This window comes from Anabaena azotica FACHB-119 (assembly GCF_014697625.1).
Lineage (GTDB): Bacteria > Cyanobacteriota > Cyanobacteriia > Cyanobacteriales > Nostocaceae > Trichormus > Trichormus azoticus_A.
The window spans coordinates 1-26644 of the sequence record NZ_JACJSG010000047.1 but is presented as its reverse complement, the minus strand read 5'-3'; the positions used below and the strand labels follow the sequence as shown (position 1 = coordinate 26644).

29 protein-coding genes and 1 pseudogene are annotated in these 26644 nt (G+C 41.6%); 14 read left to right on the top strand and 16 right to left on the bottom strand.

What is annotated here, in order from left to right:
* Positions 1-340: 340 nt before the first annotated feature.
* The gene (locus H6G83_RS27155) at positions 341-544 is read left to right on the top strand and encodes a hypothetical protein (RefSeq protein WP_190477839.1); all 204 of its coding nucleotides are present in this window, start codon (positions 341-343) and stop codon (positions 542-544) included.
* Positions 545-628: 84 nt separating this feature from the next.
* Here H6G83_RS27155 and H6G83_RS27150 read toward each other — a convergent pair whose 3' ends face one another.
* The 3 genes from H6G83_RS27150 to H6G83_RS27140 form a co-directional block, all read right to left on the bottom strand.
* Complete coding sequence (locus tag H6G83_RS27150; protein ID WP_190477837.1) at positions 629-1144, bottom strand: DUF2382 domain-containing protein; 516 nt, start codon at positions 1142-1144, stop codon at positions 629-631.
* Positions 1145-1274: 130 nt separating this feature from the next.
* Positions 1275-2219: a DUF2382 domain-containing protein gene (locus H6G83_RS27145; protein ID WP_190477836.1), complete on the bottom strand. Its 945-nt coding sequence runs from the start codon at positions 2217-2219 to the stop codon at positions 1275-1277.
* A 214-nt stretch (positions 2220-2433) separates the two neighbouring features.
* The gene (locus H6G83_RS27140) at positions 2434-3279 is read right to left on the bottom strand and encodes a DUF2382 domain-containing protein (protein ID WP_190477833.1); all 846 of its coding nucleotides are present in this window, start codon (positions 3277-3279) and stop codon (positions 2434-2436) included.
* Positions 3280-3614: 335 nt separating this feature from the next.
* Between H6G83_RS27140 and bchI the strand changes: the two genes are divergently transcribed.
* Together bchI and H6G83_RS27130 are read left to right on the top strand one after the other, a co-directional pair.
* Positions 3615-4739, top strand: coding sequence for a magnesium chelatase ATPase subunit I (bchI, locus tag H6G83_RS27135; protein ID WP_190477831.1), 1125 nt, complete (start codon positions 3615-3617; stop codon positions 4737-4739).
* A gap of 219 nt (positions 4740-4958) precedes the next feature.
* Entirely contained in the window at positions 4959-5255 is a 297-nt protein-coding gene (locus H6G83_RS27130) for a hypothetical protein (protein ID WP_190477829.1), read from the top strand.
* Between the two features lie 72 nt (positions 5256-5327).
* Here the strand turns inward: H6G83_RS27130 and H6G83_RS27125 are convergent, their stop codons facing one another.
* From H6G83_RS27125 to H6G83_RS27110, 4 genes are all read right to left on the bottom strand, one after another.
* Positions 5328-6422: a nucleotidyltransferase domain-containing protein gene (locus tag H6G83_RS27125; protein WP_190477826.1), complete on the bottom strand. Its 1095-nt coding sequence runs from the start codon at positions 6420-6422 to the stop codon at positions 5328-5330.
* A 42-nt stretch (positions 6423-6464) separates the two neighbouring features.
* The gene (locus H6G83_RS27120; protein ID WP_190477824.1) at positions 6465-6851 is read right to left on the bottom strand and encodes a type II toxin-antitoxin system VapC family toxin; all 387 of its coding nucleotides are present in this window, start codon (positions 6849-6851) and stop codon (positions 6465-6467) included.
* On the bottom strand, positions 6848-7093 hold the full coding sequence (vapB, locus tag H6G83_RS27115; protein ID WP_190477823.1) for a type II toxin-antitoxin system VapB family antitoxin: 246 nt from the start codon (positions 7091-7093) through the stop codon (positions 6848-6850). The genes H6G83_RS27120 and vapB overlap by 4 nt, the downstream gene beginning before the upstream one ends.
* Before the next feature lie 105 nt (positions 7094-7198).
* Positions 7199-7420: a hypothetical protein gene (locus H6G83_RS27110; RefSeq protein ID WP_190477822.1), complete on the bottom strand. Its 222-nt coding sequence runs from the start codon at positions 7418-7420 to the stop codon at positions 7199-7201.
* Positions 7421-7663: 243 nt separating this feature from the next.
* On the opposite strand from H6G83_RS27110, the gene rplU reads away from it, so the two are divergent.
* Both rplU and rpmA read left to right on the top strand, forming a co-directional pair.
* Positions 7664-8059, top strand: a complete 396-nt coding sequence (rplU, locus tag H6G83_RS27105) for a 50S ribosomal protein L21 (RefSeq protein WP_190477820.1) — start codon at positions 7664-7666, stop codon at positions 8057-8059.
* A gap of 27 nt (positions 8060-8086) precedes the next feature.
* A complete protein-coding gene (gene rpmA / locus H6G83_RS27100) occupies positions 8087-8365 on the top strand; it encodes a 50S ribosomal protein L27 (protein WP_190477817.1) in 279 nt (92 codons plus the stop codon).
* Positions 8366-8628: 263 nt separating this feature from the next.
* On the opposite strand, the gene H6G83_RS27095 is transcribed toward rpmA, so the two are convergent.
* The gene (locus H6G83_RS27095) at positions 8629-9078 is read right to left on the bottom strand and encodes a hypothetical protein (protein WP_190477816.1); all 450 of its coding nucleotides are present in this window, start codon (positions 9076-9078) and stop codon (positions 8629-8631) included.
* A gap of 366 nt (positions 9079-9444) precedes the next feature.
* On the opposite strand from H6G83_RS27095, the gene cruF reads away from it, so the two are divergent.
* Together cruF and cruG are read left to right on the top strand one after the other, a co-directional pair.
* Positions 9445-10350 (top strand): gamma-carotene 1'-hydroxylase CruF, encoded by a 906-nt coding sequence (gene cruF / locus H6G83_RS27090; protein ID WP_190477814.1) that lies wholly within the window; start codon positions 9445-9447, stop codon positions 10348-10350.
* Between the two features lie 196 nt (positions 10351-10546).
* The gene (gene cruG, locus H6G83_RS27085; RefSeq protein ID WP_190477812.1) at positions 10547-11737 is read left to right on the top strand and encodes a 2'-O-glycosyltransferase CruG; all 1191 of its coding nucleotides are present in this window, start codon (positions 10547-10549) and stop codon (positions 11735-11737) included.
* A 116-nt stretch (positions 11738-11853) separates the two neighbouring features.
* On the opposite strand, the gene rnhA is transcribed toward cruG, so the two are convergent.
* The 4 genes from rnhA to H6G83_RS27065 are packed head-to-tail and all read right to left on the bottom strand — an operon-like array spanning position 11854 to position 17920.
* Positions 11854-12765 carry a ribonuclease HI gene (gene rnhA / locus H6G83_RS27080; RefSeq protein ID WP_190477810.1) on the bottom strand — a complete coding sequence of 304 codons (912 nt, stop codon included), beginning with the start codon at positions 12763-12765 and terminating at the stop codon, positions 11854-11856.
* A gap of 33 nt (positions 12766-12798) precedes the next feature.
* On the bottom strand, positions 12799-14151 hold the full coding sequence (locus H6G83_RS27075; protein ID WP_190477808.1) for a hypothetical protein: 1353 nt from the start codon (positions 14149-14151) through the stop codon (positions 12799-12801).
* The gene (locus H6G83_RS27070; RefSeq protein WP_190477806.1) at positions 14148-14573 is read right to left on the bottom strand and encodes a hypothetical protein; all 426 of its coding nucleotides are present in this window, start codon (positions 14571-14573) and stop codon (positions 14148-14150) included. Before H6G83_RS27070 ends, H6G83_RS27075 begins: the two co-directional genes overlap by 4 nt.
* Positions 14561-17920 (bottom strand): CHAT domain-containing protein, encoded by a 3360-nt coding sequence (locus H6G83_RS27065; protein ID WP_190477804.1) that lies wholly within the window; start codon positions 17918-17920, stop codon positions 14561-14563. The genes H6G83_RS27070 and H6G83_RS27065 overlap by 13 nt, the downstream gene beginning before the upstream one ends.
* Before the next feature lie 265 nt (positions 17921-18185).
* Between H6G83_RS27065 and H6G83_RS27060 the strand changes: the two genes are divergently transcribed.
* The gene (locus H6G83_RS27060) at positions 18186-18440 is read left to right on the top strand and encodes a hypothetical protein (RefSeq protein ID WP_190477802.1); all 255 of its coding nucleotides are present in this window, start codon (positions 18186-18188) and stop codon (positions 18438-18440) included.
* A 64-nt stretch (positions 18441-18504) separates the two neighbouring features.
* On the opposite strand, the gene H6G83_RS27055 is transcribed toward H6G83_RS27060, so the two are convergent.
* The 3 genes from H6G83_RS27055 to H6G83_RS27045 all read right to left on the bottom strand — a co-directional run bounded on the left by H6G83_RS27055 (position 18505) and on the right by H6G83_RS27045 (position 22366).
* A complete protein-coding gene (locus H6G83_RS27055) occupies positions 18505-19128 on the bottom strand; it encodes a Uma2 family endonuclease (RefSeq protein ID WP_190477800.1) in 624 nt (207 codons plus the stop codon).
* Between the two features lie 130 nt (positions 19129-19258).
* Positions 19259-20284, bottom strand: coding sequence for an ABC transporter permease (locus tag H6G83_RS27050; protein WP_190477798.1), 1026 nt, complete (start codon positions 20282-20284; stop codon positions 19259-19261).
* A gap of 435 nt (positions 20285-20719) precedes the next feature.
* Positions 20720-22366, bottom strand: a complete 1647-nt coding sequence (locus H6G83_RS27045) for an ABC transporter substrate-binding protein (protein WP_190477796.1) — start codon at positions 22364-22366, stop codon at positions 20720-20722.
* 517 nt (positions 22367-22883) lie between these two features.
* On the opposite strand from H6G83_RS27045, the gene H6G83_RS27040 reads away from it, so the two are divergent.
* The 3 genes from H6G83_RS27040 (at position 22884) to H6G83_RS27030 (ending at position 23927) form a co-directional block, all read left to right on the top strand.
* On the top strand, positions 22884-23210 hold the full coding sequence (locus tag H6G83_RS27040) for a hypothetical protein (RefSeq protein WP_190477794.1): 327 nt from the start codon (positions 22884-22886) through the stop codon (positions 23208-23210).
* Positions 23211-23436: 226 nt separating this feature from the next.
* Positions 23437-23667, top strand: a complete 231-nt coding sequence (locus H6G83_RS27035; RefSeq protein WP_190477792.1) for a hypothetical protein — start codon at positions 23437-23439, stop codon at positions 23665-23667.
* Positions 23664-23927 (top strand): ParE family toxin-like protein, encoded by a 264-nt coding sequence (locus H6G83_RS27030; protein ID WP_190477790.1) that lies wholly within the window; start codon positions 23664-23666, stop codon positions 23925-23927. The genes H6G83_RS27035 and H6G83_RS27030 overlap by 4 nt, the downstream gene beginning before the upstream one ends.
* 261 nt (positions 23928-24188) lie before the next feature.
* On the opposite strand, the gene H6G83_RS27025 is transcribed toward H6G83_RS27030, so the two are convergent.
* Entirely contained in the window at positions 24189-24359 is a 171-nt protein-coding gene (locus tag H6G83_RS27025) for a hypothetical protein (protein ID WP_190477788.1), read from the bottom strand.
* Between the two features lie 199 nt (positions 24360-24558).
* On the opposite strand from H6G83_RS27025, the gene psbB reads away from it, so the two are divergent.
* The 3 genes and pseudogenes from psbB to H6G83_RS27010 all read left to right on the top strand — a co-directional run.
* The gene (psbB, locus tag H6G83_RS27020) at positions 24559-26088 is read left to right on the top strand and encodes a photosystem II chlorophyll-binding protein CP47 (RefSeq protein ID WP_190477786.1); all 1530 of its coding nucleotides are present in this window, start codon (positions 24559-24561) and stop codon (positions 26086-26088) included.
* 91 nt (positions 26089-26179) lie between these two features.
* Positions 26180-26284, top strand: a complete 105-nt coding sequence (locus tag H6G83_RS27015) for a photosystem II reaction center protein T (RefSeq protein WP_082727189.1) — start codon at positions 26180-26182, stop codon at positions 26282-26284.
* Between the two features lie 166 nt (positions 26285-26450).
* Positions 26451-26644: pseudogene (locus H6G83_RS27010) on the top strand (hypothetical protein); the annotation flags it as partial.

The window sequence follows — 26644 nt, the reverse complement described above, 5'->3', positions numbered from 1 at the left end:
GGCTAAAATAGTACATTAGCCAATAATCTAACATCTTATTCATCTGCGTTTATCTGCGTTTATCTGCGTTCAATTTATCCAAATCTATTGCCACATTTTAGTCTTGCCACGCCAGTAGGGTGCGTTAGACGCTTCTATCATATTTTTCATGACGATAAACTTGTATAATTTCTAGGTTTTTTCTGATAATTTAATCAACAAAAGTAATAACTTATTTATTATATTTTATACCTAAAGGTTAGATTATTAAATTAACTATACGAGCCTTATGATAGGTATTATCTAATAGTAAAACTGATTAAATTAGGTGTAATCAAATAGCTAAATGAGGTGAAATATTATGCCAGGTGGACACGCTAGTCATAAAGGAACGGGTGCTAAACCTAATACTAATGCTAATGGAGTCATCAGTGAAGCGGCTGATCAATCTTTAGAACCAGAAGACCTCCTACCTGAAGAGTTGGTAAGGACAGAAACTCTCAGAACCGATGAATACGTTGATTTTCCTCCTGCTACGGAGCGTCCAGAAAATAAACCAGAATAACTCTTAATTTGTGTAATTCGTAATTATTTTATTAATTACGAATTACTTTTTTAAAGCACATCTCATCTGGATGAAAACTAACTTCTAACTTCTCTCCCTAGAACGGTCAAACCACTCTTGATATTTTTGACGGTGTGCTTCATCGACAACTGAGATGGAGATATGCACCTGCTGACAACCGTGGTTGCGTTCTAGGGCGATCGCATTCAATAATAAACTAGCAATCTTAGGAGAGCTAAAACTCCCACTCACCGTTAAACCACTATCCAAACTAGCCAATTGATGGCTAGCATTTTGAGCTAATTCAACCCCAGAAATTTCCCCTTGACTTAAATCAATCTCTGCAAGTTGTCTGCGTTCTGCGCCTACTTGTTCCACAATCAGCTTTTCCCGCCGCACAGGAACTTGTATCATCTCGGTTTCGATGACCTTACGGACAACAACTTCACCAATTTTCTGCCTAATACTGTCAACTACCAGCCTTTCTTCCAATAACCGAAAATTCTTATCCACCTCAACTATATGGTTATGGTTTGGCTCAGTTGAATTATCAGATATTTGCTGATCAATCGGTCTTTGTGCGGCTAAATAGTCAGACATATAATCTACGTTTTAAACTTATATCTGGAGTTATTACAAATACAGGTAAAGCTGTATTTGATGATATCAAGCTTTACCTGTACTCAATTTAATTGAGTTATTAGCTATTAACTAACAACTCAACGAACAATTAGCGTTCTTCGATGGGAAGGCCAGATGTATCTACATCTAATTCTTCACGACGAATTTGTTCTTGAGCTTGTACAGTATCATGATCAACAACTTTTTGAACTGTGACTTCTTCACGCACAAAAGCTTCTTTGCGAATGTCAGCAGTTTCTTCGTGAAGTTCTACACGAGCAACTTCGCCTTCACGGAAGGTAGCTGTACCAGGAGCAACAGTTCTACCAGCATCGTCTGGTGTTGTCCGTTCAATTACAACACGCTCTCTTTCCACTGGTACTGAAACCCGTGCAGTTTCTGTTTCAACGTGCTTACCAACAGCTACTTCACCAGTTTTCTGACGGCGTTTGTTAGCAATTAAGCGTTCTTCATACAATCTCAAAGTTTGATGATCTTGCTCATTGAGTCCGAACAAAGAAGGCTCGTTTTCGTATCTGTAGGTGTCGCGGCTGTCAGAAGGTGTAGCTGGGACAGCAGGCGTAGCAGGTCTAGTTGCTGGTGTAGCTGTTTGATAGCTATTGTCTAATGATGCGGAAGTTTCTAGAGGAGTAGATGCTTCCAGAGCTGCGGATGTATCTAATGTACTAGTGCTGCTAGGATTACGATATACTCCACGTACCCGTTCTTCGTAGTCGTAATCAACAGCTAAACGGTCATTAAATTCAGGTAAGTTTTCAGCTTGGTCTCTGGTCATCCCAACTGCGTATACACGACCCGCACTATAATCAATGCGAGAACGACCAACTGGTAATAAAACTTTTTTACCAAAAATCCAAAAACCTAAGTCAACAATTAAATAGCGGAAATGACCTTCATCATCCACTAAAACATCGTTGACAGTACCAATTTTTTCATCACTTCTTTCTGTATAGACACCAAGTCCCTTAATGTCGTTACCTTGAAATGAATCTTGATAATTTGGGTCAAAATCGGCTAATCTGTAAAGTACCATTGTAATTTCTCCTCAAATATATAAAACATCTTCTATGCACCAATCTAAGAATTTATTACTAAGATTGCCTCTTTCTCGCGAGTGAAATGATTTTAAAATCAAAAATCAAAAGTAATAGACAATTTGTATTTATAAATAATTTTTAATAACAAAGGTACAAATAGAAACTATTTTTTCCATTTGCACCTATATATATTTGCTATTTAACTAATCATCAGACATTTCCATGTTTTTCGAGATTAGTTTCATTTACAAGTAAATTGCCTTCAGTATCGATATCCAACTCTTCTCGGCGAATTACTTCTTGTGCTTCGACTGTATCATTCTCGATGATTTTTCTTACCCGGACTTCTTCACGTACAAAAGCTTCCTTCCGAATTTCTGGAGTTTCTTCATAAAGTTCTATACGTGCTACTTCCCCTTGTTCAAACTGAGCTTCTTCAGGATTTACTACTGCGTCTAGTGATGTGGGTGAGCTTCTTTCAATGACTACACGTTCTCTTTGAATAGGTACTTCCACCCGTGCAGTTTCTGTTTCAATATGTTTACCAACTGCTACTTCACCAGTTTTCACACGCTGCTTGTTAGCAATTAACCTTTCTTCGTAGAGTCTGAAGGTTTGATGATATTGATCATTCAAATCATATAAATCTGGTTCTTGCTGATAATTATATGTCTGACGATCATAAGTTAAATTGCTAGTTTGCGGACGAAATACACCGCGTACTCTTTCTTCGTAGTCAGCATCAACTGCTATATTATCGTGATATTCAGGTAAATGTGCTACTTGTTCTTTGCTTAATCCATCGACATAAACACGTTTTGCTGGATAATCAATATGGGATAGACCAATTGGTAGTAAGATTTTTTTATTGATAGAATCTTCTATATTGGTATCAATTACTAGATAACGAAAACGACCATCATAGTCAACTAAAACATCAGAAATATCTCCTACTCTGACTCCACTTTGGGTATAGAGTTCTAAAGATTTAACATCATCGCCGCCAAAAGTTTCCCGGTAGTTGGGGTCAAAGTCTCCAAGTTTATAAAGAGGCATACATTGTTACCAATTGTGAAAATAGAATAATCTACCTATCACAGTAGAAAGGTTTTGTCCTCTTGCCCTCTGGCTGGCGACTGAAGTCAGATCAAATCAGGTGAGAGATTTTATTTATTGTGTCATTAATCATTAGTCCATAGTCCATAGTCAACAGTCCATAGTCCATAGTCAACGGTTCATTTATTACCTTTCCCCTTTCCCCTTTCCCCTTTCCCCTTTCCCCTTTCACCTTTCCCCTTTCCCCACTCCCTTCCCAGATTTAATCTTCGTCTACCCCCCAGGTGTGGCACAATGAAGAACTGTAATAAGAAAAGTATTGTTAAGGTAATTTAGTGACTCCAACAGCTCAATCCACGGCAAGTGCGCGTCGCGTGGTATTCCCATTTACGGCAATTGTGGGCCAGGAAGAAATGAAACTGGCGCTGCTGTTGAACGTGATTGATCCCAAAATCGGTGGTGTAATGATTATGGGCGATCGCGGCACAGGTAAATCCACAACAATCCGGGCCTTGGCTGACCTATTGCCAGAAATCCCTGTGGTTGCCAATGATCCCTTCAACAGTGACCCCAGCGACCCCGATTTGATGAGCGATGAAGTCCGCCAAAAAGCAGTCGCAGGGGCAGAAATTCCCATAGAATTGAAAAAAGTCCAAATGGTGGACTTGCCCTTGGGCGCTACAGAAGACCGGGTATGCGGCACAATTGACATCGAAAAAGCCCTGTCTGAAGGTGTCAAAGCTTTTGAACCAGGACTGCTGGCGAAAGCAAACCGGGGGATTTTGTACGTCGATGAAGTTAACCTCCTAGATGACCACCTCGTAGACGTACTCCTCGACTCCGCCGCCAGTGGTTGGAACACCGTAGAACGGGAAGGTATTTCCATCCGTCACCCGGCTCGTTTTGTTCTCGTCGGTTCGGGAAACCCAGAAGAAGGTGAATTGCGTCCCCAATTGCTTGACCGTTTCGGGATGCACGCCGAAATTCACACAGTGAAAGAACCAGCTTTGCGGGTGCAAATTGTCGAACAAAGGTCAGAATTTGACCAAAATCCGCCCTCTTTTCTGGAAAAATACCAATCAGAACAAGACGCACTACAACAAAAAATCGTTAACGCCCAAAAGCTATTACCAGAAGTGAAGCTGGACTATGACTCGCGGGTGAAGATTTCTGAGGTTTGTTCAGAGTTAGATGTAGATGGTTTACGGGGTGATATTGTTACTAACCGCGCCGCCAAAGCTTTAACAGCATTTGAAGGACGCACCGAAGTCACAGTTGATGATATCCGTCGCGTAATTACCCTATGTCTGCGTCACCGCCTACGCAAAGACCCACTAGAATCAATTGATTCTGGTTACAAGGTAGAAAAAGCCTTCGCCCGCGTCTTTGGTGTAGAAATAGCCGAAGATGATGCTTCCCAAAGAAACGGTGCAGGTCAAGTTAAGACAGGTGTCCGGTAATTAACATCAGTGGACAGTAGTATTTAACAACTGTTCACTGAAATATTTAGGGGACAGGTGACAGGGGACAGGTGACAGGTGACAGGTGACAGGGGACAGGTGACAGGGGACAGGTGACAGGGGACAGGTGACAGGTGACAGGTGACAGGGAACAGAGGGGAAAATTATTACTCAGCACTCAGCACTCAGCACTCAGCACTCTACAATCAGCATTGAATTATGAGATATTGGAACTCTTGGTTAAGCAGCTTGATTTTAGCTAGCCAATACAACCCACCCCGGTTTGTAGAATTGTTGATGCTGGTGTTAGCGATCGCCATGTTAAGCATTGCCACGATTTTACCAGACAAACCTTATATGGTACTGGGCTTGAGTTTAGTAGTTGGCTCATCCATTTCTATTTTAGTGCGAGAAGCGATCGCACCCTCCCCCGAACAAAAAGTTGCCCGGCTCACAGCCTTACTTGCTCTCTTCATCAGCCTGTACGGTTTCGCCGACTTACTCATCACTCTCTAATTAGTCAAAAGTTAAAATTCCATAGTTCGTATTGACAACCTGAAACTTAATTTTTTGACTAATGACTAATAACTATTCTCCCCAACCTTGCATTTCCACCAATTCCATACACAAATCATTAATTTTTTCTAAATCAGGTCTATGCGCTAGAGTTGACTGTTCATAAATAGCATCCATTTCAGCCACTAAATCATCAGCCATCTGCATTACCTTCTGATAAGAATATTCCCCCCTGAGAATAGCTTTTAAATCCTCAACATCACCCGCAACTCTTCTATCTACAGTTATTTCACCAGTCTTTAATATTTCCAAACCACTGCGTAACAAACGAATGCAGTGCATTCCATGCTTCAAATCAAAACCAGATTTTCTTTCCATCTCCGCCCTAGCCGGGTTACGATTTTCTTGCCATGTTAAATAAGCTTTCCATTCTCTTAAAGCTATTTGGTAGCTCTGACTTTTCTGTAGTAACCGAATAAAATCTTTACGGCTATTAGTTAACTTTTGCGTATACTCCAAACTCTCATCCGGTAAAGCATACTGTTTCAAAACACCCTTAAAATCAATATCAGCCGTTAATAACTTATATAATTGTTCCGCTTCTTCCAAAAATTCAATCCGACCTCTAATTAAAATATAGAGATACTCCAAAAAAGCATTCAACTCATCCTTAATTAGTGGCGCTTCATCTTCTATACCAAAATCAGATGGTAGTGGTTTCTTCTCAGGTGGATTTAACAACCACTTACGATGAGTTTCCATCTTTTTGATTTGAGCAAACGCATATCCTGAATAAGTATGTTTAACCTTCTTACTTAAAAATAGTTGTCGATGCTGAATTAAATGCCTTCCAACATCAGTTAAAACAGGATATTCATTTAACCATAGCAATTCTAAAACATTAGGATTAGCTCCCGATAACAACTGAAGTAATTTTCTTAATTCATATATAACCGTGTCCTTATTTCCATCAATAAAGGGAAATAAACCCGGTTCATCCCAACCAGAATCTTTCTGTTCTATATTGTCAAAACCCAAATAATACCTTTTAGGTGCAATAAACACACCCCGAAAATCTAAATCAGAGTCAGGACGATTTAACCCATACCCGTGGCTACCAGCTAACCCAACTAGAATTGTTCTTTGTTCAACTTCAATTCTTTTCATATTTCTTACCTATAACCAACGTAGGGAAATAATCAATCCTTCCTACCAAATCTTTTGAATTGGATAAGCATCAAAAACTGTATCAACACTTAACAAAGGTATTTTTTCAACTATCGCCTGAGCTATAACAATTCTGTCAAAAGGGTCACGGTGATGGTTTGGTAAACCATCTAGTGCGTAGATATGAGCTAATTCAATAGGTAAGATTCGTAATTTATTTACTCGCTGTTGCGTTTCTATCAAGCTGGGAAGAGGTGAGATTAAATTCAGCTTACCAAGCTGATATTTAATTTGTATCTCCCAAACACTAGCGATACTAACCACCCAAGAGTTGCTAGTATCTAGTAACAAGTTCCTCACATTTTCAGATAGCTTTTCGGGATTTCCTGTTGACCAAATCAGTACATGGGTATCCAAAAGTAAATTCATATCTCACCTTCACCCAACCAAAATTCATCCGGTAAAGGATCATTAAAATCATCACTCATCCAAATTTGACCTTGATGTAAGCCTAATACCCGTTTTTCAGGCTGTTGTTCTATTTCTTGGGGTTGAGTATATTTCTGGGCTAAAAATTCCACAAAATCTAGCACCTGCTGTAACTTCTCTGGTGGTAGAGTTTGTAGCTTGGCAATTAATTCTGAAGTGGTATCTACAACTTGGGAAGTCATCTTACCTTCTCCTAATCGAGCATCTTAACTATATGTTAGTCATTAGTCATTAGTCATTAGTCATTAGTCATTAGTCATTCTCCCTGTTCCCCTCCCAGGAGGGGCTTAGGGGTGGGTTACTCCCCCATCTCCCTCATCTCCCTCATCTCCCCCATCTCCCCCATCTCCCTCATCTCCCCCATCTCCCTCATCTCCCTCATCTCCCCCATCTCCCTCATCTCCCTCATCTCCCCCATCTCCCCCATCTCCCCACTTCCTTCCTAAAAAAGGGAAAATCTGAGCAAGGAGATTCCGTTGCTCAGACTTGTTGGTGCTGTTCTGTGTCATTATTAACTTCATCCAGAATTTTGAGAATTACGCAAAATCTTTAAAAATTAATTGATAAGTTTTCAAATTTTAAATCTTGTAACTACTGGCGCAAAAACTATAGGTAAAACCTTGACTTAACGCTAGCTGATAAAATATAATTAGAGATTGTCTGTCTAATTACCTGCTCGGATCAGGTAGACATACTGCAAAAGCTGGTCAATCATCATCAGCTACCTGTACGGCAACTTTAAGGACAATTTCATGGCATACGCGATTATTGAGACTGGCGGCAAGCAAGTGCGAGTTGAGCCAGGTCGTTTTTACGATATTGAACTCCTCTCTGCCCAACCAGATGAAAAAGTTACAATAGATTCTGTATTACTAGTGCAGAACGATGGCGAAGTCACCATTGGACAGCCGTTAGTAGCTGGGGCAACAGTGCAAGGGACGGTTTTGCGGCATCTGAGAGGTCGCAAAGTCCTGGTTTATAAAATGAAGCCGAAAAAGAAAACCCGCAAAAAACGGGGGCATCGCCAGGAAATCACTAGACTTTTAATTGATTCCATCACCCTGAATGGCACAGTGTTCGCAGCAGAAACACCCGCAACTGCTGAAACTCCTGCCGCTACCCCAGAGACAGAAGCTGCTGCTGAATAATAGTAAAGAAGCAATAAAAAGGAAATTATGGCTCATAAGAAAGGAACAGGTAGTACACGCAACGGTCGTGATTCTAATGCCCAGCGTCTGGGTGTAAAGCGCTTTGGTGGACAAGTAGTCCGTGCTGGCAACATTCTCGTGCGTCAACGTGGAACTAAGTTTCATCCTGGTAACAACGTTGGTATCGGTAAAGATGATACTTTGTATGCCTTGGTTGATGGTTTAGTCACCTTTGAAAGAAAAGGCAAATCTCGCAAGAAAGTTAGTGTTTACCCCGCAGCTACCGCAGAAGCAGTAGCTAGCTAATGTTTGTAGTGTTCGCGCAGCGTCTCGCAGAGAGGACTTTAGTCCTCTCACTGCATTCAAACTGCAGCACATTTCATCTGAGTGAGGTACACAAGGGCGGGCAAGATGCCCACCCTACAAAAGTTTGTTTATATCTGTACCTTATTTACCTGCAATTTGCTGTCATTGTACTAATGGTAGGGTGGGCAATGCTTACCATGTCTTGTTTTTGGCGCTGCACTGCCCACCCTACATTTATTTAGGTATCAGCACTAAAGTGCTTACTACAAACTCAGTACAATCTTTTGTGTCAACAGCATATTAATCAATGCGCCTAATCCCACTCCAGCAATTGAAAAAGTAAATGTAGCGATAAAAGCTTGCCATTCTGTAAATCCATCTGACTGGAAGTCTATTCTTGCTAGGAGAGCGGCGGAAACGATGAGAAGTGTGTCCAGAAACACACGAAACCAAGCTATCATCAGAAAGAAGAAGAATGCACCAGCTACAGCAGTGAAAAAACTTCTAATACTGGATGCAAGGAAAACATTAGAGAAAATTGTGATATTGGGATAGGGGGCTGTGATAGTTCCTATCAAAAAAACCATAGTTAACACAAGAGTAATCCAGGCAAACCAAGGGGCTTGTATATCAGATAATACCCAACCCAATGTGCTGTAGCTCAACATTAATAGCAGTAGGGCTAGCCAGGGAAGTTTCTTTACAATTGGCATGGGTTGGTATAACTATAGATAGAAAACTTTACTCTGTCGAAAATATTGTTTGAAATTCAGGGCTTGTTCCTAGCAAGGTAGGTTTTGTGATGATTGCCTCACTTGAGAAGGCGATAACAAACACACCAACCTTTTAGGCGGCAAAAAATCTCACTTACTTGGATGGATTTTGACTGCGATCGCTTAGACTATTAGTTTATCATCCTATTTTTTCTAGTTGCAATTAATAGGTGGTTAAGCTCTGACAAAAGTTTAAATAAATTTTGCCCAGAATTACGGTATAAACTAGTTAAATATTTTAGTAAACATTTGTAAACTATATATCAGCCAACTAGCCACGTATCACATCGTGTTCAAGGAATGATCATGAAACAACTTGTTATCGCAGAGCGCGTATGCCTGATTGGTCACATCGTCTCAATGGTGTTTGGATTAGTAGGGATACTCTTAGTTGTACCTAACGCCGAAGTGCTTTTCCATCTGTCTGAGTTCGGGCAGAAAGCCATGCAATGGAGTATGGCTGGTGGTGGTGTAGTTTACATGATTTTGGGCGCAGCAGCAGTATTTTTATATGCGTTGCGGACATTGGGTTTGGGTCGTACTTTGGGTTTTATGCTACCTGCGGTATTGATATCCTTAACCAGTGAACTGCTAGGAACCAGCACAGGTTTTCCTTTTGGTCATTACAGTTATTTAAGTGGCTTGGGCTATAAAATTGCTGGGTTAGTACCTTTCACCATTCCCTTATCCTGGTTTTATGTGGGATGCTCCTCCTACCTATTGGGACGCGCTGGTTTAGATGTAGATAAAAAACCCAGCTTGTTACGCCATGTGGGCGCGATCGCTTTAGGCTCGTTACTACTAACCTCCTGGGATTTTGTCCTTGATCCTGCCATGAGCCAAACTTCCCTACCCTTCTGGTATTGGCAACAACCAGGAGCATTCTTTGGGATGCCTTATCAAAACTTTGCAGGTTGGTTGGGTACAGGTGCAGTATTCATGACAGTCGCGGCTATTTTGTGGAGAAACCAGCCGATCAAATTTGAGCGATCGCAGCTTAATCTACCTCTAGTAGTTTATTTAGGCAACTTTGGTTTCGCTACCGTCATGAGCTTGGCAGCAGGCTTCTCTATTCCTGTATTGTTGGGCGTATTGACAGGTGTCGCCCCGGCTTTATACCTGTGGTGGAAAGGCTCATCTGCATCAGGTCAACTGAGCGTGGAACCAACTGCAAATGAAGTCTCCATTGCCAGCATTAAAGCGGTGAATTAGGAATTGGGGACTGGGGACTGGGGACTGGGGACTGGGGAGCCAGTCGCGTGCGGAGGTTCCCTCCGTTGAGCGAACTGGCGTGACTGGGAAGAGAATAATTACTCAGCACTCACTACTCAGCACTCCTCCACACCCGATTCAACATCAAAAACACTCTTGTTAGATTAGCGATTTCGAGTTACATAGTATTTTTATCGTGGACAACGCTTTGACAGCAGCAAGTGCTTTGGCGCTTCTGTTATTACTCATCCAAGTGCCAGCAACAGCAATTCTGCTGTCTCGTCTATTTAAGGGGCCAAGACGACTAGCGCCAATCCAGCCCCAACAGCCCACACCAGAACTTTTGGGTCAGGTGAGCGTTGTTGTTCCTACACTAAATGAAGCCCTGCGTATCAGCCCTTTGTTGGCTGGGTTGAGTCGCCAAAGTTACGAAGTTCGGGAAGTAATTGTGGTAGACAGCAAGTCCCAAGATGGCACTCCCGACTTAGTAAAAGCTGCCCAACAGCAAGATCCCCGCTTTCGCCTCATCAATGATGATCCTTTACCCGCCAATTGGGTGGGTAGACCTTGGGCATTGCATAACGGCTTTTTGTATAGTTCAGAAAATAGTCAATGGTTTTTGGGGATGGATGCGGACACTCAGCCCCATCCTGGTTTAGTGGCGAGTTTGGTGAAGACAGCCGAGGCGCAAGGATACGACTTAGTGTCCCTTTCACCCCAGTTTATCCTCCAGTATCCGGGGGAATGCTTGTTGCAACCCGCCTTGCTGATGACTTTACTTTTCCGATTTGACCCCGCAGGCGTTAACGCAGACCAACCAGAAAGGGTCATGGCAAACGGACAATGCTTTTTATGCCGTCGTTCTGTACTAGCGGCTGTGGGTGGTTACAGTAGCGCTAGTAGCTCTTTTTGTGATGATGTCACCCTAGCCCGTCATATTGCAGCCCAAGGGTTTAAGGTGGGCTTTTTGGACGGTGCTAAGGTGTTGAAGGTGCGGATGTATGAGGGGGCGTTGGAGACTTGGAAGGAATGGGGGCGCAGTCTGGACTTGAAAGATGCTTCTTCCCGCGCCCAAATTTGGGGAGATTTATGGTTACTTTCGGCAGTTCAGGGTTTACCTTTGCTGGTTGTACTTGGTTACTTGCTTGTTGGTTTCTTACCCTCACTGCTACCCCTCAAGCTTTTGTTCGGGTTAAATGTGTTCTTGCTTGTGATTCGCTTTGCGATGCTATTGGCGATCGCACCTTCCTACGACCGGACAACAGCTAAAGGTGGCTGGCTATTTTGGCTGTCACCCCTAGCCGATCCTCTAGCAGTGTTGCGAATCTTCTTATCTGCATTCCGCACCCCAAGAGAATGGCGAGGAAGAAAATACAGTAAAGAGTAGTGAGTGCTGAGTAGGGAGTCATTATTTTCTCCTCTCCTTCCTATTCCCCTGCTGGGAGGGGTTAGGGGTGGGTTACTCCCTCATCTCCCCCTACTCCCTCATCTCTCCCCTCTCCCTTATTCCTCTTCACCCCCCACGCGATCGCCTCTTTCCAACTCCCAGAGAATTTGATTACCCTCACGGCGGACTCGTGAAACAATCCAGTTACGCCACCGCCACTGATCCCCGCGACTGGTGACAGCACTGGCGTGGACATCCATTAAGTCTGCTAACTCCGAACTGGTGATGAGATAACCTTTCGCTGCTATTTCGTCCGCAATCCGCAGGGTTTCTACTAAGTTCCGCAGTTGTTCCACCCGCTTTTCCGGCGGGTTTTCATCGATTGTAGCCGCAACTTGTGCGGTAGATGGTTCCATAGTGTTGATGTTGATGTTGGATGCAGAGGTACTGCTTTCTGGTGTAGTTTTGTGAACTATTGTAGAGTTTGTAACATGATTATGTACTTTTGCTACATCTATTTTGGTAACATTAGGTAAAGATTTATGAGAATCGTTGTGGCTAAGTTGCTGTAAAGATGGTATTTTACCAGTTGCAAATGAGCGAGCAATCACATCACAGCGTTCGTTACCTACGTTACCAGAATGACCGCGCACATGATGCCAATTTACTTTACGACTATTGAGTTCATCTAAAGTTTCTAACAAGTCTTGATTTTGGACTGGGTTTCCATCAGCTTTTTTCCAACCCTTTTTTTTCCAACCCTTTACCCACTTGGTAACGCAGTTAATCAGGTATTCACTATCGGTGTAAAGGGTAATGGGTTGGGTTTGTCCAGAGTCGTGGAGAAATTTTAAAGCTGCGATCGCTGCCTGCATCTCCATCTTATTATTAGTGGTATGGCTGGCTGCATCCCCCATTTCGTGAACTGAACCATCACTAAAATAGACGACAACACCCCAACCCCCAGGGCCAGGATTACCAGTACAAGCCCCATCGGTGTATATACTTTCGATTATCGGTTTAGACATAGGAAGAATAGCGAAACATACAGCAAATAGCTGTTACTTACGATATTTTTTTAGCAATCTCCAGGCTATTATACTGGTAACTAATCCAGCGAAAACGCTAATCAAAAAGGCTTCTGTCAGGAAAAATAATTTGTCTGGTTTTGGTGGATGCTGAGTCACCAAGATGGATGATGCAATTTGGCTGACGGCTAACCCAATACCCACACTACCGATGAGGTTTTCTAGATTGCGATCGCCTTTTGTGCGCTCAATCTCGATAATACCTTGTACAGTCTTAATATAATTTTCCATTAATGTTAAACCTGGACTGAAGTTAGCTTGGTCAGTTTCAATTTGTCCGAGAAACTTTTCCTGTGCATAGTTGCTGAAAGTTTCTAAGAATTGCCAATCGCTATGACTATCTAATTTGGTAATATCCAGGTAACGTTTTTTATAATCTCCTATATTAACATTAATTGTTCGTCTTTTTTCATCTAAATAAGTTAAATTATTAGTATATTTTAATAATATTTTTGGTGTATCTTTAAGGAACTTTTCTAATTGGCTTATCTGAATATCCGGACTTTGCAAGCTAGTATTCAAATGCTTAATTATAGAATCCGCTAGTTTATCTGCTTGTTTTAAATTGTCTTTTAGTTTCCGACTTTCGGAGTAAGCCCAAATAATTTTATGGCGATACCATAAAAGCCTAATTAGTTGAATAAGTAAACTCTTACTCTTTTCTATAACTACATCCGTTTTGAGGTGAGAGGGAAACAAACAGATTAAAACGTGATAACCATCACTCAATTTTTCATTTGCTGTAGGGAGTCGCCGCAGTTCAAATACAGTCCCGTCGAAAAACTTACCTTGTTGTTTAATAACATCTTTGTCCCAATTGTGCTGATGGCTAAATTTTAATTGTGCATAACAAGCTTGGGCTGTGGCGAGGGGGTCTTGATTATTTGTAGCTAGTTGACCCCAAATTAACCAAGTTTGTCCAAGTTTACCATGTTGATGATTAATTTTAGTGAGGATTTCTGTTTGTAACTTCTCGAAACAATCAATAGATTGCGGTGAATATTCATAATCAGTTATATAATTAGCAGTGCAGTCTACTTGTAGAGCGTAAGTATCACCCAACTGTACAGGATAATAATATCCATCTAAAGGGTCTGGAAAAAATTCCGCTTTTTTATTACCTAGTAGCTGAATATCATCAGAACTATCTGCTTCGGCTTTTGCCAGTTCTGCTAATTTCTTATTATCTAACTTATCACCATAAACTTTTTGCCAAAATAGTTGACGATTTTCTGTTATTTTCGCGTCATCTTGTCCTAAACCTTCCTTGAGGTCATAAAGAAATAAATCCAGCGTTGGGTGAACTAATTGATACTGCTGATTCATAAAGAAAGAATTTTTTTGATAACATCTTTTGCAGCTTTTACAGGGTTTAACGCCTGGAAAATCTGCCGAGATAGCACTACTAGTTTATTGGTATCATCAACTTCTTGCTCAAACTTGACTAACTCATCTTCAATTTCTCTAGAAACATTTTCAATTTCTGTATTTTCTGGTTCCGGTTCGTATTCAGGCAAGTTCTTCTTGCCTTTGCTGCGGTATTTAGACATTGTATTTATCCGTTCCCGCACTTGCTTGTAAGATGCAGCTAAGGGGGGATAACTATTTGCTATGCTTTTTAATTTACTAATATCTTGAGGAAGATTAATCTCCCTAATCTGCTCTTGTATAGTATCTGGTAATGGTGTATCAAGCTGGTATATTGCGAAAATAAAGGCTTTCAATACAGAAGCTTCTATTGGTTGCATAATGGAAAATTGCCTGTGATGGTAAAAGCTGCCCAGAAATAAGGGTGATTATAAGGTTGATTATTTGCTTCTTGTGTATTCTTAATAATGTCTAAATTCTCTGTCCATACATCACGAACTATCTCCTCTTCTTCTGGCAAATTGTTGATTTCATCTGCATACCATTCTGCTAATTCTGCATTTGTGAGGTTTCGCAACCATTGGGTAGTTTCAGCCAAAGCCACGGCTGCTGATTTGCCTTGCTGTAATTTTTGATAAAATCGCATCATCACCACAGCACTAGCTTCAGATTCCACAATCCATAGGGTACTGAGGACATGAGCCACACCGCAACCCATAAAACCGCTTACCAGTCCGACATATTCTGAAGTGATGGTGTGATTACCTGTAATTGCAGTTTCGCAAGCTGCAAGGCTGACGAGTTGATAGCTTGTTAAATCAAAATCGCGGATATCTGCCAAAGTTAGCCTATCTTCACCAGCTAAGGCTAAAAACGATAAAGCGGGATTGTGAAAGTTATACTCACCATGCCCTGTAAAGTGGAAAATATTGTAAGCTTGGGGCAAAGCATTGAGCAATGCTGGCTTTGTTACTTCCTCAGAATCGATGCGGTGAGGATGGGGAAACATCTGGCTGATGACTTGTGATTCAATTTGGGCAAACTCCAGTGAGTCATAATCTATACTTTCGGGATGTTCTACACTCAATAGAGATGATTCGGGAATTGATTTGAGATTTGTTGGCTGTAATTGTTGTAAATTGATGCCAATTTGAGCGCTAGGTAAATAACTGATTGTGTATTGTGGCGGGAAGATGGCATGAATAGGTAAGCGGTGCAAATCACGATGAGGAATTAAAATTAGCTGCTGAATATCAGGAATTTCATTAACAATAGCGTTGATATTGAGAATATCAGCCAAGCTTGAAAGCATTTGCGGCAAATTATCACGCCAAGTTCCGGCTTCCTCGTCTTTCTTTCCCTTGCGATTATCATTGTATTGTTGATTCCAATTTTTCAGCCAGTCCTCAAAATCCCGTAGGCGTTGCGCTTGTCTGATCACGCCGTTTTCTTCAGTCAACTGAGATTCTTTTAATAATATTGGTTCTGGTGTGTCATGTTTGAGAATGAAAGTGTGGAGGGCGTAAAAGCTCAGATGCCAGTAGATAATAGCTGTTGTGGGGTTTAGCAGTTGTCGCATTTGTGAGTAGCTGGGGGAAAAAATCTCATCACTCCACCCATCTAACAGCCAACTCAAGCAAGCATTTTTCCCCTGTTCTGCTAATTCCACTGCTTGCAACAACTCCCCAGACTGGACAGCTAAATCAACAGTCAACTGTCGCAGCCATGCAAATTTTAAAGCCAGTTGTTTCTTGCTTTTATCAGAACGATTTGGTTCATCCAGCAACCGCCGTAAAATATCGGTTGCTTGTCGCTGGAGTTCTGCGGCTTCAGTTGTTTGACCTAAATCAGAATGGACACGAATTAAATCTTGTAAAACATCTAAATGCAACTCAGGGAAATCTGATGCTGTGAGAGTTTTTAACGCCTCATTGTAGCTAATAACAGCTTCGTACCAATAGCGGCGGAGACGAAAATCTCCTTTTCCTCGAAAGTAGCGAGCATTACCTATTGCTTGATGCAACATTCCCCAACCTTCAGGGTGAGTTTTTTGCTGACAATACTTCAAACCTTCTTCATAACTTATTAAGCTTCCCTCATAACCACGTTGGTTAAGGTGAGGATTTTGTCTAGCAATAGCACTAGAGAAAGCAAGCAACTGATTAAAACTAACTGATTTTCCTGCTGCAATACCCCGATTAATCCAAGCTGCATGGTTATCTGATGCAAATTTCAGGGCATTGTCGTAAGAAGCGATCGCTTCTTCATATTGCCCTAATCTTTCTAGCACATTGCCTTGACCATTCCAGGCATTGAATACTTCTGAGAAGTTGGGATTGATGACTAAAGCCCGATCAAAAGACTCAAGTGCTTCTTTATATAAGTTTAATTTAATTAGACAAATACCACGATTAGTCCAAGCTTCAGGAAAATTATGTTCTATCTTAATGGCTTTATCGTAAGATGCGATCGCTTTTTCATATTCTCCTAATTTACCCAGTGCAATACCCTGGTTGTACCATGCTTGGTAGTCGTGTGGTTGAATTTTCAGCGCTTTGTCATAAGATGCGATCGCTTTTTCATATTCTCCTAAATTTTTCAGTGCAACACCCCGGTCGTGCCATACTACGTAATCGTGTGGTTGAATTTGGAGGGCTTGGTCGTAAGATGCGATCGCTTGTTCATATTGCCCTAAATCAACCAGAGCAAGCCCCCTATTATACCATGCTTGGTAGTAGTCTGGTTGAATTTGGAGGGCTTGGTCGTAAGATGCGATCGCTTGTTCATATTGTCCTAAATGATCCAGTGCCACACCCTGGTTGTACCATGCTTGGTATAAGTCTGGTTGAATTGCCAGAGCATTGTCAAAAGATGCGATCGCTTGTTCATATTGCCCTAATTTATCCAGTGTATTACCTCGGTTGTTCCATGCTTGGTAGTCGTCTGGTTGAATTTCGATGGCTTTGTTGTAAGATGCGATCGCTTGTTCATATTCTCCTAAATTAGCTTGAGACAAACCCAGGTTGAACCAAGCTTCACAGTCATCAGGTTTGATTGTAAATTGTAAGGCTTGAGTGAAAGCTGTGTTAAAGGATGCGTTTGCTTCTTCATATCGCCCTAGCTGACGCAACGCCACACCGCGATTTTGCCAAGCGTTATGGAAATCGTGTTTAATTTCAATAGCTTTGTCGTAAGATGCGATCGCTTGTTCATATAAGCCCAAATTTGCCAACGCCACACCTTGATTAAACCAAGCCTCTGCGTCCAACTCACCATTATTAAATTGATTATTTGTTTCTCTTTCCTCTGTGTCCTCTGCGCCTCTGTGGTTCCTTCCTCTTCCCTCCTGTAACCGCCTCCCAATCTCACCCGCCACATCTCCCACTTCCCCAACATTCAACACAGCCAACTGCACCATTCGCCGTGCTAACTCATCATTGGGTGTAGGAGAGGCTAACAACCTTTCACCAAAACCCCGCAACCACCGAACCAACGCCGCCTCATTAATGCAATTTGCATCCAAAAAACCTTCTACCCGTCCTCTACTCCAGCCTTCATCATTCACCCCTGCTAATAGCCGGAGAAATATCGACTCATACTCCGCATCTGTTAGCTGAGGTACTTCACCTCTCCTCATTTCCCGCACAGGAGGAGACACAGGTATTTGCTGACTACCCAATAAACGCCGCAACAATTTTTTCAACCACTGCCAAAGCCGCTTGAGCATACACTGTATGATGTCATGTCCGCTTAATCACTTATCATATCTTGGGGGTCGGTAATTGGTAATTGGTAATTGGTAATTGGTCATGGTAGAAAACAATTATCTATTCGCTATCGACAAATAGGGGGTAAGCGGGAGCAAGCAAGAAGTGAAGTTACAATTAAATGAGCGTGGTGAACTACCAATAGCAACACCAGCAGCCAATAAGAAAGTTGAAATTTCACTCACTGATCACAACTGCTGGGAAGTTAAATCAGGAGATGGTTAGATGAATCTTGAAGAAGCAGTGTTAGAAAGATTACGCCACTTACCTGTGGATAAACAGCAGCAACTATTAGAATTTGCCGAATTTTTGTCTCAAAAAACTACTCTTAAGCCTCCTTTACGGACTGTGAGAGGATTATGTGCGGATTTAAAAGTAGATATTAGTGAAGAAGACATTGCTCAAGCACGTCAAGAAATGTGGAGTAATTTCCCCAGGGATATCGTTATAATAGATTTGGAAAAAATCGAACGCAGATGAACGCAGATGAACGCAGATGATAGATTTTTTGCAACGCTCTGACTTTAATTGAACATATTTATAATCACAAACGCGCATTAAATATTTGCTGGGCAGTGAGAGTGAAAGTTGGTAAAGTTGGTGAAATAATCTGCTCATTATTTCTAAATTGCGTAATTTCATATTCACCATCAATAAGGTTGTGAACTGAAATCGTTGGTTGTTTTGGGTCGCCAATAAACCGCTTACCGCCTAAAGCATCATAATCAATAATCCAGTATTCTTGAATGCCCATTTCCTCATATTGAGAATATTTCCGATAGTATTCATCTCGCCAATTAGTATTGACAACTTCCACAATTAATTTTACAGAATCCGCTAGTTCGATGATTGATTCACTCTCCCATCTAGGCTCATTAACAAGAGATGTTTCATCCAAAACAATAATATCTGGTTCATATCCTGATTTTCCCTCTGATGTTTTCACTATCGATTCTCTAGGAATAAACCAAATTCCACTCTTATTTAAGAGTTTAATAGCATCATTGATGACACTAATACCAAATCCAGCAATTTTAGAATGCTTCCCTCTTGGTTTTGGCATCTCAACAATTACCCCATCATGTAATTCATAGCGCACTTGTGAGTCTGCTGGATACCATTCGATAAACTCATCAAATGTTACAGGTTTAGTTAAGGCTTGACTCATAGTTTGTTGCCTAAAATCTTAATTCCCTTCTTTGCACCTTTGCGCCTTTGCGTGAGGCAAAAAATAGTTAGTTGGCAATGTCCAAAGTATCATGGTGGTGGGCATTGCCCACCCTACGTTAATAACTACGTTAATAACGGATACGTGGGTCAACATAAGCATTGAGAATATCAATCAAAATACTTGCTGACACTACAATTGCCCCGAAAAATACTAGTACACCTTGGACTGTGGGATAATCACGCTCAGAGATTGCTTGATATAACCTATTTGCTAACCCAGGCCAAGAAAATGTCACCTCAGTTAAAATCGCTCCACCTAACAGGGAAGCAAAGGTTAATCCTAAAACAGTAATCACCGGAATGAGCGCATTTTTTAAAGCATGAGATACTAAAATCTTATTTTCAGAAATACCCCTCGCTCTAGCTGCTTCTACATAATCAGCTTTTAATGTTTGCTTTAAATTAACTCTCACAATTCGCTCAAAAATTCCACTCAGCAAAATTCCTAAAGTCACACTGGGAAGCACCAAATGATGCAATGATGTTAAGAACAAATCAAATTTGCCGCTAAGTAAACTATCGAGGGTATAAAGTCCCGTAATTGTCGAGGGAGGCTGGAGATTAGGCGGGAAACGGTTGGAGTTGGGAAACCAGCCCAATTGTACCGAGAAAATCAACTGTAACATCATTCCTGCCCAAAACATGGGTAGGGCGTAGGTGATAATTCCAAACAACCGTCCGCCAAGGTCAAAGGATGTTCCGGGACGAGAAGCGGAAAGTGTACCTACCAAAATTCCCACCAACAAAGCAACCACCATACTAAACACAGCTAACTCTACTGTCGCTGGGAAATATTGTCCAATAATATTCCAGACGGCTTTTCCCTGGCTGCTTAAAGATGTACCTAAATCAAACCGCAGCAAATCACCTAAATAGTTTAGGTACTGTATAAATATGGGTCGGTTTAAACCTAGTTGTTCTCGATATTGTTCTTTAACACTTTCTGATGCACGTCCACCCAGAATTGCATCTACGGGATCTCCTGGTGTGGCTCTGAGTAATAAGAATACAATTGTCATGATGGTTAATAATTGCAAGGGCGCAAAGAGTAACCGCGAGACTATGTAATATTGTAAGGCTTTGGAGCGAGACATAATATTTTAGTCATTAGTCATTAGTCAACAGTCAACAGTCAACAGTCAACAGTCAACAGTCAACAGTCATTAAACTATCTGACTTTTCACGGTATCTGGAGAACCCCTCTCCAAACCTCTCACGCCAGGGTGGTTTCATACGAAAAAACAAAAATTTATAAGTCCTGATTTCTTGTGTTTTAGCAGAGATTTTGACCCCTCTCCAAACCTCTCCCCCACGGGGGGAGAGGCTTTGAAATACATTTGTGTTTTTTCTCTGATTATATAAAACCACCCCCCTACAAGGATAGAGGCTTTGATTTCTCCCCCTTCCCTGCCTACGGCACGCTGCGCGAACGTAGGGAAGGGGGCTGGGGGGTTAGGTCTGGCGTTACCTTTTCCACATAGCGTAAAAAGTCATCAAACTATGGACTATTGACTGTGGACTATGGACTATTAACCTTTGACTATTGACTTATAAACGAGAATTTGCGATGGGTCAAGTTGGACGTTGTTGATGCCTTTGCGAGCAAATACGTAATCTTTGCTTTGCCACAAAGGAATGTAAGGAATATCGGTTGATAATTGATTTTGAATTTCTGTAAATATTTTCTGGCGGGTTGCAGGATTTTGTTCTTGGCGTTGCTGGTCGATTAATTTGTTGACTGCTTCGTTATAGTAAAAAGAACCTTGAGTTTGGCTACCGCCATCTTCACAGCCTTTAGCAACTGACCCTTTTTGACAAGCTAGGAATGGCTGTACATAGTTATCTGGGTCTAAAAAGTCGGGATACCAATCAACTAAAGCGGTGGGATATATACCTTTAGAAATGTCTTTGTAGAAAGTAGTACCTTCCACTGTACTGACTTCAAACTGAAGTATACCACCAAGATTTTGATCGGCGATCGCTTTTAATGTCTGGGCTGCTAAACTCCGAGGCGCTGAACCTGAAGGATACCAAATTTGCACTTTTGCGGGGTTTGTTGGCGAAAAACCAGCCGCAGTTAGCAATTGTTTGGCTTTATCATAGTTAGCATCACCATACTTTTCTTTAAAAACTGGCTGGGACACATTAAAAGTGCTGGGAATTAAGCTATAAAGTGGTTCGGCTTGACCAAATAAAGCCCTGGTATTTAATATTTGCCGATCAACAATTGATGCGATCGCTTGTCTAACTTCTAGTTTATCTAAAGGCTGTTGATTTCGGTTCAACGCCATGAATGTCACCACACTACCTTGAGATGTGATCGATTGCCAATCCCCTCTTTTAGCACCTTGTTCTAAACTTTGAATTTGGTCTGGTTGTAAAGACTGATAAGCTACATCTACTGCACCAGTGCTAAAGGCGTTGAATAAATTCACTGGGCTAGTTTGAATTTGCACATTCACGCCTTGATTTTTGGGTTTTTCTCCCCAATATTTATCAAAAACATCAAAGCGTATAGAATCTGTCCCATACTGTGCTAATTTGTAAGGCCCAGTCCCGACAAAGGTATCTGGTTTAAATTTACCCGCACCAATTTCATAAGCTGTGGGAGAAACTGCACAAATTCCTGAGAATGCTAACAGTGAAGGAAACGCTGCAAAAGGTTTTTTTAGTTGTATTGTTAACTCATAATCACCTGTGGCTTTCACGGAAGCGACAGTATCAGCGAGTAAGAAAGCGGGTTTACCTTTATTTTCGATAAAACGCCGGATACTAAATTCCATCGCCTTGGCGTTAAAAGGCGTGCCATCATGAAAAACCACTCCTTGGCGTACAGGTATGGTGTAGGTTAAACCATCTGGGCTGATTTTTGGTAATGTTGTCGCCAGTTGCGGCTTAATTTCTGTGCTACCTGGTTCATAAGTATAGAGGCGATCGCTCATGTTAAACAACAAGCTCAGAGATGGTATTTCATAAGCATCAGCCGGATCTAGAGTTCTTGGCTTACCCGTCGTCCCTACTGTAATGCGCCCATCCCCTGCGGTTGCATTAGTAGCGCCCGATGTTGGTGTAGTTGTTTGTTGACGAGGAGTGCAACTGATAACCAAAACTAAACAAAGACAGAATATAGAGACAAATTTTGTTATCCGTCTCCCAGACAAAGCAAACCAATTCATAGCGTCCCAATTTTTGCAGTTAGCGGTCAGCAATTATACTATATAAATTAGCTTTTATATTTTATTTCTCCAAATTAATTTAGGCGATCGCTCTGTTGATTTCAGGACTTACGCAACTGGCACTTGGGGTAGGGTGCGTCAGATGTGGAAAATCCTTGAATCTGTACGAAATTATTGGGGCTGACGCACCCTACAGTGAGTTTGATTATCACACCTGCGTAAGTCCTAAGTTTTATTTATAAATGTTAATTAAGTAACTAAGTATAAAGTAGCCCCACAATAATTATAAGAATTGAAACTAGTGAAATTGTCATAATTCAACATTATTTAATAGATGACTGTGATATGTAGTAAATAAGCAACAATTTTTATTGACTCATCATTTAATTTATTGAGTAAAATTGTTAAAAATACTTGTTTATCAGGGCAGATATTGCGTAAATTATTTTATTGTTTCCAGTAGTTGTAGTTAACTACTGCTTGACCAATTAAAACTTGCCAAAAAGGAACTCAAACCGTGAAATATTTCTTTCTCACTGAAGGATGGACTATTGGTAGAGTATGGGCATCTGAGGGGTTATGGCAAATCACAGCATGGCGAAGACAACCTGATATTCAACGCCTAAATATTTCTTTGGTAGAAAACAACGAATTAATGTGGCTTTATCGCATTGAAGATGCCGTTATTACCGTAGAAGTCAAGCCAACCCCATCAGCTATAGTTAGCGAAGCTATTGGTCAAGTAGTGCTAAAACGCCTCATGACAGCAGAACAAGTAATTGAACGCCTAGAGACAGCCGAGGCTAAGTGTCAGTTACAAAACATCCAATCAGTCCTACTTTAGCTCAAACATAGTTTTAAGTAGAAAATCTGGTAATAAGCAGAAAGTAAATATAACATCATTTTCAGGCGACGCTGGAAAAGCTGTCCCGCCTGAGAACATATTTAATCTGCGATTTTTATTGACTATGACCTGACTATTAGCATCAGCAATTTTCTCAAGAAGAATGAGCAGTGAACTTTAATATTAAAATGAGAAAAACGTTACTCTTCTTTTCGGAGCTACATAAATGTCATCCACAGCAATTAACAAAGTAGTTAAAATGATGGAATCTCTATCTGTAGAGATTCAGGAGCAAATTGCAGAACATCTTCAAGAGTACATTAGTGATTTACAAGATGAAGCACAGTGGGAAAAATCGTTTCAAAAAACACAAGCCAAACTTGTTGCTGCTGCCCGCAATGCTAGACAAGAAATTGCTCAAGGTAAATCCGTTCCAATGGATTATGAACAACTATGAAATCAGCTACCTTGCCGTCATTCTGGGCAGGTTATCGGCAGTTAAATCATGAAGTCAGATTGAATACTCGCAAAGCTTATCGAATGTGGTCAGAAAACCCATTCCATCCGTCTTTGCATTTCAAATGTATTAATACTGAGGAAGCAATTTGGTCTGTGAGAGTTAATCGAAGTTATCGAGCGCTTGGTGTGTTAGATGGTGACACAGTAACTTGGTTCTGGATTGGTAGCCATGATGACTATGAGCAATTTTATTCATAAATAGTGCATGGGTATTCATATCATAACTAAACTTACGTATTAGATGTATATTTCATTACAATAATTTTAATAAAGGAAAGGAAATAAAAAATTACATTCTTTTCTTGTCCACAATTGTAAAGATTTTTAAAGTTACACAGAATAACTTCTAACCCCGAATTATGGGAAGATGAACCTGACAGGCGAGGCAATACCTACGGTAAGCTTCGCTAACGCATCGATTGAACCGCTTGCAAACAGTTCCATCAATAGTTACACTTTTTAAAACATTCTCATTTTTACTTGGCGATCGCCACCCTCTAGGGAAACAATCCCTAAGCGGTTGAGCTTGCCAAATAAGCCACTGTTCTGGATTAATAAATTTAGACGTGGTAAAGGATTAGACTCTGGCAATAAAAAAAATTTCAGAGAAGTCCGAGGTGAGGCTTCCAACCTTGGAACCTTAAAACAGTGAACAGTGAACAGTAAACAGTTATCAGGCGTATGGTGAGGAATTTACACCCGCCAGCAACGCCTACCACTAACTAATGGGGGACTTAAACCCTCTTACTTAACTGGTAACTGATAACTGATAACTGTTAAGTAAGAAAATTGTTTTGTAAACATAACTCATCGAGGAGGAGCGTAGTCGATGGGACTACCCTGGTACCGAGTACACACAGTTGTTCTGAATGACCCAGGACGACTGATTTCTGTACACTTGATGCACACAGCCCTGGTGGCAGGCTGGGCTGGTTCGATGGCACTATACGAACTAGCTATTTATGACCCTAGCGACCCAGTTCTTAACCCGATGTGGCGGCAAGGAATGTTCGTGCTACCCTTCATGGCACGATTAGGCGTTACCCAATCTTGGGGCGGTTGGAGCGTGACTGGTGGCCCAGCAACAGACCCTGGTTTCTGGTCATTTGAAGGCGTTGCTGCTGCTCACATCGTACTTTCTGGTTTATTATTCCTAGCTGCCGTATGGCACTGGGTTTACTGGGATTTGGAACTCTTCAGAGATCCTCGTACCGGTGAACCTGCACTAGACTTGCCAAAAATGTTTGGCATTCACCTGTTCTTATCTGGTTTACTTTGCTTCGGCTTCGGTGCTTTCCACCTCACAGGCTTATTCGGCCCGGGAATGTGGATTTCTGACCCCTATGGAGTAACTGGAAGCGTCCAGCCAGTAGCGCCAGAATGGGGGCCAGACGGGTTTAACCCATTCAACCCAGGCGGTGTAGTAGCTCACCACATTGCTGCGGGTATTGTCGGTATCATTGCTGGTTTATTCCACCTCACCGTTAGACCACCCGAAAGGCTCTACAAAGCCCTGCGGATGGGTAACATTGAAACCGTACTTTCCAGCAGTATTGCCGCAGTATTCTTTGCAGCCTTCGTAGTTGCCGGAACCATGTGGTACGGTAACGCTACCACCCCCATCGAGTTGTTCGGCCCCACCCGTTACCAATGGGATCAAGGCTACTTCCGTCAAGAAATTGAGCGTCGCGTGCAATCTAGCGTAGCTCAAGGTGCAAGCCTTTCTGAAGCTTGGTCACAAATTCCCGAAAAACTAGCATTCTACGATTACGTAGGTAACAGCCCCGCTAAGGGTGGTTTGTTCCGTACCGGGCCAATGGTTAAGGGTGATGGTATCGCTCAATCTTGGCAAGGTCACGCCGTATTCACAGATGCTGAAGGACGCGAACTAACAGTACGTCGTCTACCAAACTTCTTTGAAACCTTCCCGGTAATTTTGACCGATGCTGATGGTGTTGTCCGCGCTGACATCCCCTTCCGTCGGGCAGAATCTAAGTATAGCTTTGAACAAACTGGTGTAAAAGTTAGCTTCTACGGTGGCGATTTGAATGGTAAGACCTTTACCGATCCCGCCGACGTGAAGAAATACGCCCGTAAAGCTCAAGGCGGCGAAATCTTTGAATTTGACCGTGAAACCTTAAACTCTGACGGTGTATTCCGTACATCTCCTAGAGGTTGGTTTACCTTCGGTCACGCTGTATTTGCTCTATTATTCTTCTTTGGCCACATTTGGCACGGCGCTCGGACAATCTACCGAGACGTATTCGCCGGTGTGGATGCGGATCTAGAAGAACAAGTAGAGTGGGGTCTATTCCAGAAAGTGGGTGACAAATCAACCCGCGTTCGGAAGGAAGCTTAATTTTAGCGACTGGGGAATAGGGATCGGGAAATATTACCCAGTACCTAGTACCCAGTACCCAATACCCAATACCTAAGCAGGAGTTTTTAATATGGAAAGCGTTGCTTACATTCTAATTTTGACCCTAGCCATAGGCGTTCTCTTTTTTGCGATCGCATTCCGCGAACCACCCCGTATTGAGAGAAAAGAGAAGTAAGGTAGTCAATACTAAACTTTTAATTCAAATAAAAGCTGATATCCGTTGTTTTTCTCATAAAACAACGGATATTGTTTGTTTTACCAAGAAACAGGGTCTAAAGCCCCGTCCTTCAAGGACGGCTTTGATTATGGTATAATAATTGCGTAGGAGTTTTCCACGTGAAATGATTGTTTTAGAGTTTAAAGTTAAAGGGAAAACAACTCAATATGCAGCCATTGATGAGGCGATGAGAACCTGTCAATTTGTTCGCAACAAAGCTATTCGTTTTTGGATGGATAACCGAGGTGTAGGGCAGAAAGACTTGTATCGTCTTAGCAAGGTTCTCAGACATGAGTTTTCCTTTGTGAAAGCTTTGAA

What these genes read in the sequence shown, in the direction of transcription:
- H6G83_RS27120 (WP_190477824.1), bottom strand. Translation starts at nt 6,851, where the DNA reads ATGAATTTACTTTTGGATACCCATGTACTGATTTGGTCAACAGGAAAT.
- rnhA (WP_190477810.1), bottom strand. Translation starts at nt 12,765, where the DNA reads ATGTCTAAACCGATAATCGAAAGTATATACACCGATGGGGCTTGTACT.
- rplU (WP_190477820.1), top strand. Translation starts at nt 7,664, where the DNA reads ATGGCATACGCGATTATTGAGACTGGCGGCAAGCAAGTGCGAGTTGAG.
- H6G83_RS27045 (WP_190477796.1), bottom strand. Translation starts at nt 22,366, where the DNA reads ATGAATTGGTTTGCTTTGTCTGGGAGACGGATAACAAAATTTGTCTCT.
- H6G83_RS27095 (WP_190477816.1), bottom strand. Translation starts at nt 9,078, where the DNA reads ATGCCAATTGTAAAGAAACTTCCCTGGCTAGCCCTACTGCTATTAATG.
- psbB (WP_190477786.1), top strand. Translation starts at nt 24,559, where the DNA reads ATGGGACTACCCTGGTACCGAGTACACACAGTTGTTCTGAATGACCCA.
- H6G83_RS27125 (WP_190477826.1), bottom strand. Translation starts at nt 6,422, where the DNA reads ATGAAAAGAATTGAAGTTGAACAAAGAACAATTCTAGTTGGGTTAGCT.
- H6G83_RS27110 (WP_190477822.1), bottom strand. Translation starts at nt 7,420, where the DNA reads ATGACACAGAACAGCACCAACAAGTCTGAGCAACGGAATCTCCTTGCT.
- H6G83_RS27070 (WP_190477806.1), bottom strand. Translation starts at nt 14,573, where the DNA reads ATGCAACCAATAGAAGCTTCTGTATTGAAAGCCTTTATTTTCGCAATA.
- H6G83_RS27150 (WP_190477837.1), bottom strand. Translation starts at nt 1,144, where the DNA reads ATGTCTGACTATTTAGCCGCACAAAGACCGATTGATCAGCAAATATCT.
- H6G83_RS27130 (WP_190477829.1), top strand. Translation starts at nt 4,959, where the DNA reads ATGAGATATTGGAACTCTTGGTTAAGCAGCTTGATTTTAGCTAGCCAA.
- rpmA (WP_190477817.1), top strand. Translation starts at nt 8,087, where the DNA reads ATGGCTCATAAGAAAGGAACAGGTAGTACACGCAACGGTCGTGATTCT.
- H6G83_RS27060 (WP_190477802.1), top strand. Translation starts at nt 18,186, where the DNA reads ATGAATCTTGAAGAAGCAGTGTTAGAAAGATTACGCCACTTACCTGTG.
- cruF (WP_190477814.1), top strand. Translation starts at nt 9,445, where the DNA reads ATGAAACAACTTGTTATCGCAGAGCGCGTATGCCTGATTGGTCACATC.
- H6G83_RS27065 (WP_190477804.1), bottom strand. Translation starts at nt 17,920, where the DNA reads ATGCTCAAGCGGCTTTGGCAGTGGTTGAAAAAATTGTTGCGGCGTTTA.
- H6G83_RS27015 (WP_082727189.1), top strand. Translation starts at nt 26,180, where the DNA reads ATGGAAAGCGTTGCTTACATTCTAATTTTGACCCTAGCCATAGGCGTT.
- H6G83_RS27140 (WP_190477833.1), bottom strand. Translation starts at nt 3,279, where the DNA reads ATGCCTCTTTATAAACTTGGAGACTTTGACCCCAACTACCGGGAAACT.
- H6G83_RS27075 (WP_190477808.1), bottom strand. Translation starts at nt 14,151, where the DNA reads ATGAATCAGCAGTATCAATTAGTTCACCCAACGCTGGATTTATTTCTT.
- H6G83_RS27145 (WP_190477836.1), bottom strand. Translation starts at nt 2,219, where the DNA reads ATGGTACTTTACAGATTAGCCGATTTTGACCCAAATTATCAAGATTCA.
- vapB (WP_190477823.1), bottom strand. Translation starts at nt 7,093, where the DNA reads ATGACTTCCCAAGTTGTAGATACCACTTCAGAATTAATTGCCAAGCTA.
- H6G83_RS27155 (WP_190477839.1), top strand. Translation starts at nt 341, where the DNA reads ATGCCAGGTGGACACGCTAGTCATAAAGGAACGGGTGCTAAACCTAAT.
- H6G83_RS27050 (WP_190477798.1), bottom strand. Translation starts at nt 20,284, where the DNA reads ATGTCTCGCTCCAAAGCCTTACAATATTACATAGTCTCGCGGTTACTC.
- H6G83_RS27035 (WP_190477792.1), top strand. Translation starts at nt 23,437, where the DNA reads ATGTCATCCACAGCAATTAACAAAGTAGTTAAAATGATGGAATCTCTA.
- H6G83_RS27055 (WP_190477800.1), bottom strand. Translation starts at nt 19,128, where the DNA reads ATGAGTCAAGCCTTAACTAAACCTGTAACATTTGATGAGTTTATCGAA.
- H6G83_RS27030 (WP_190477790.1), top strand. Translation starts at nt 23,664, where the DNA reads ATGAAATCAGCTACCTTGCCGTCATTCTGGGCAGGTTATCGGCAGTTA.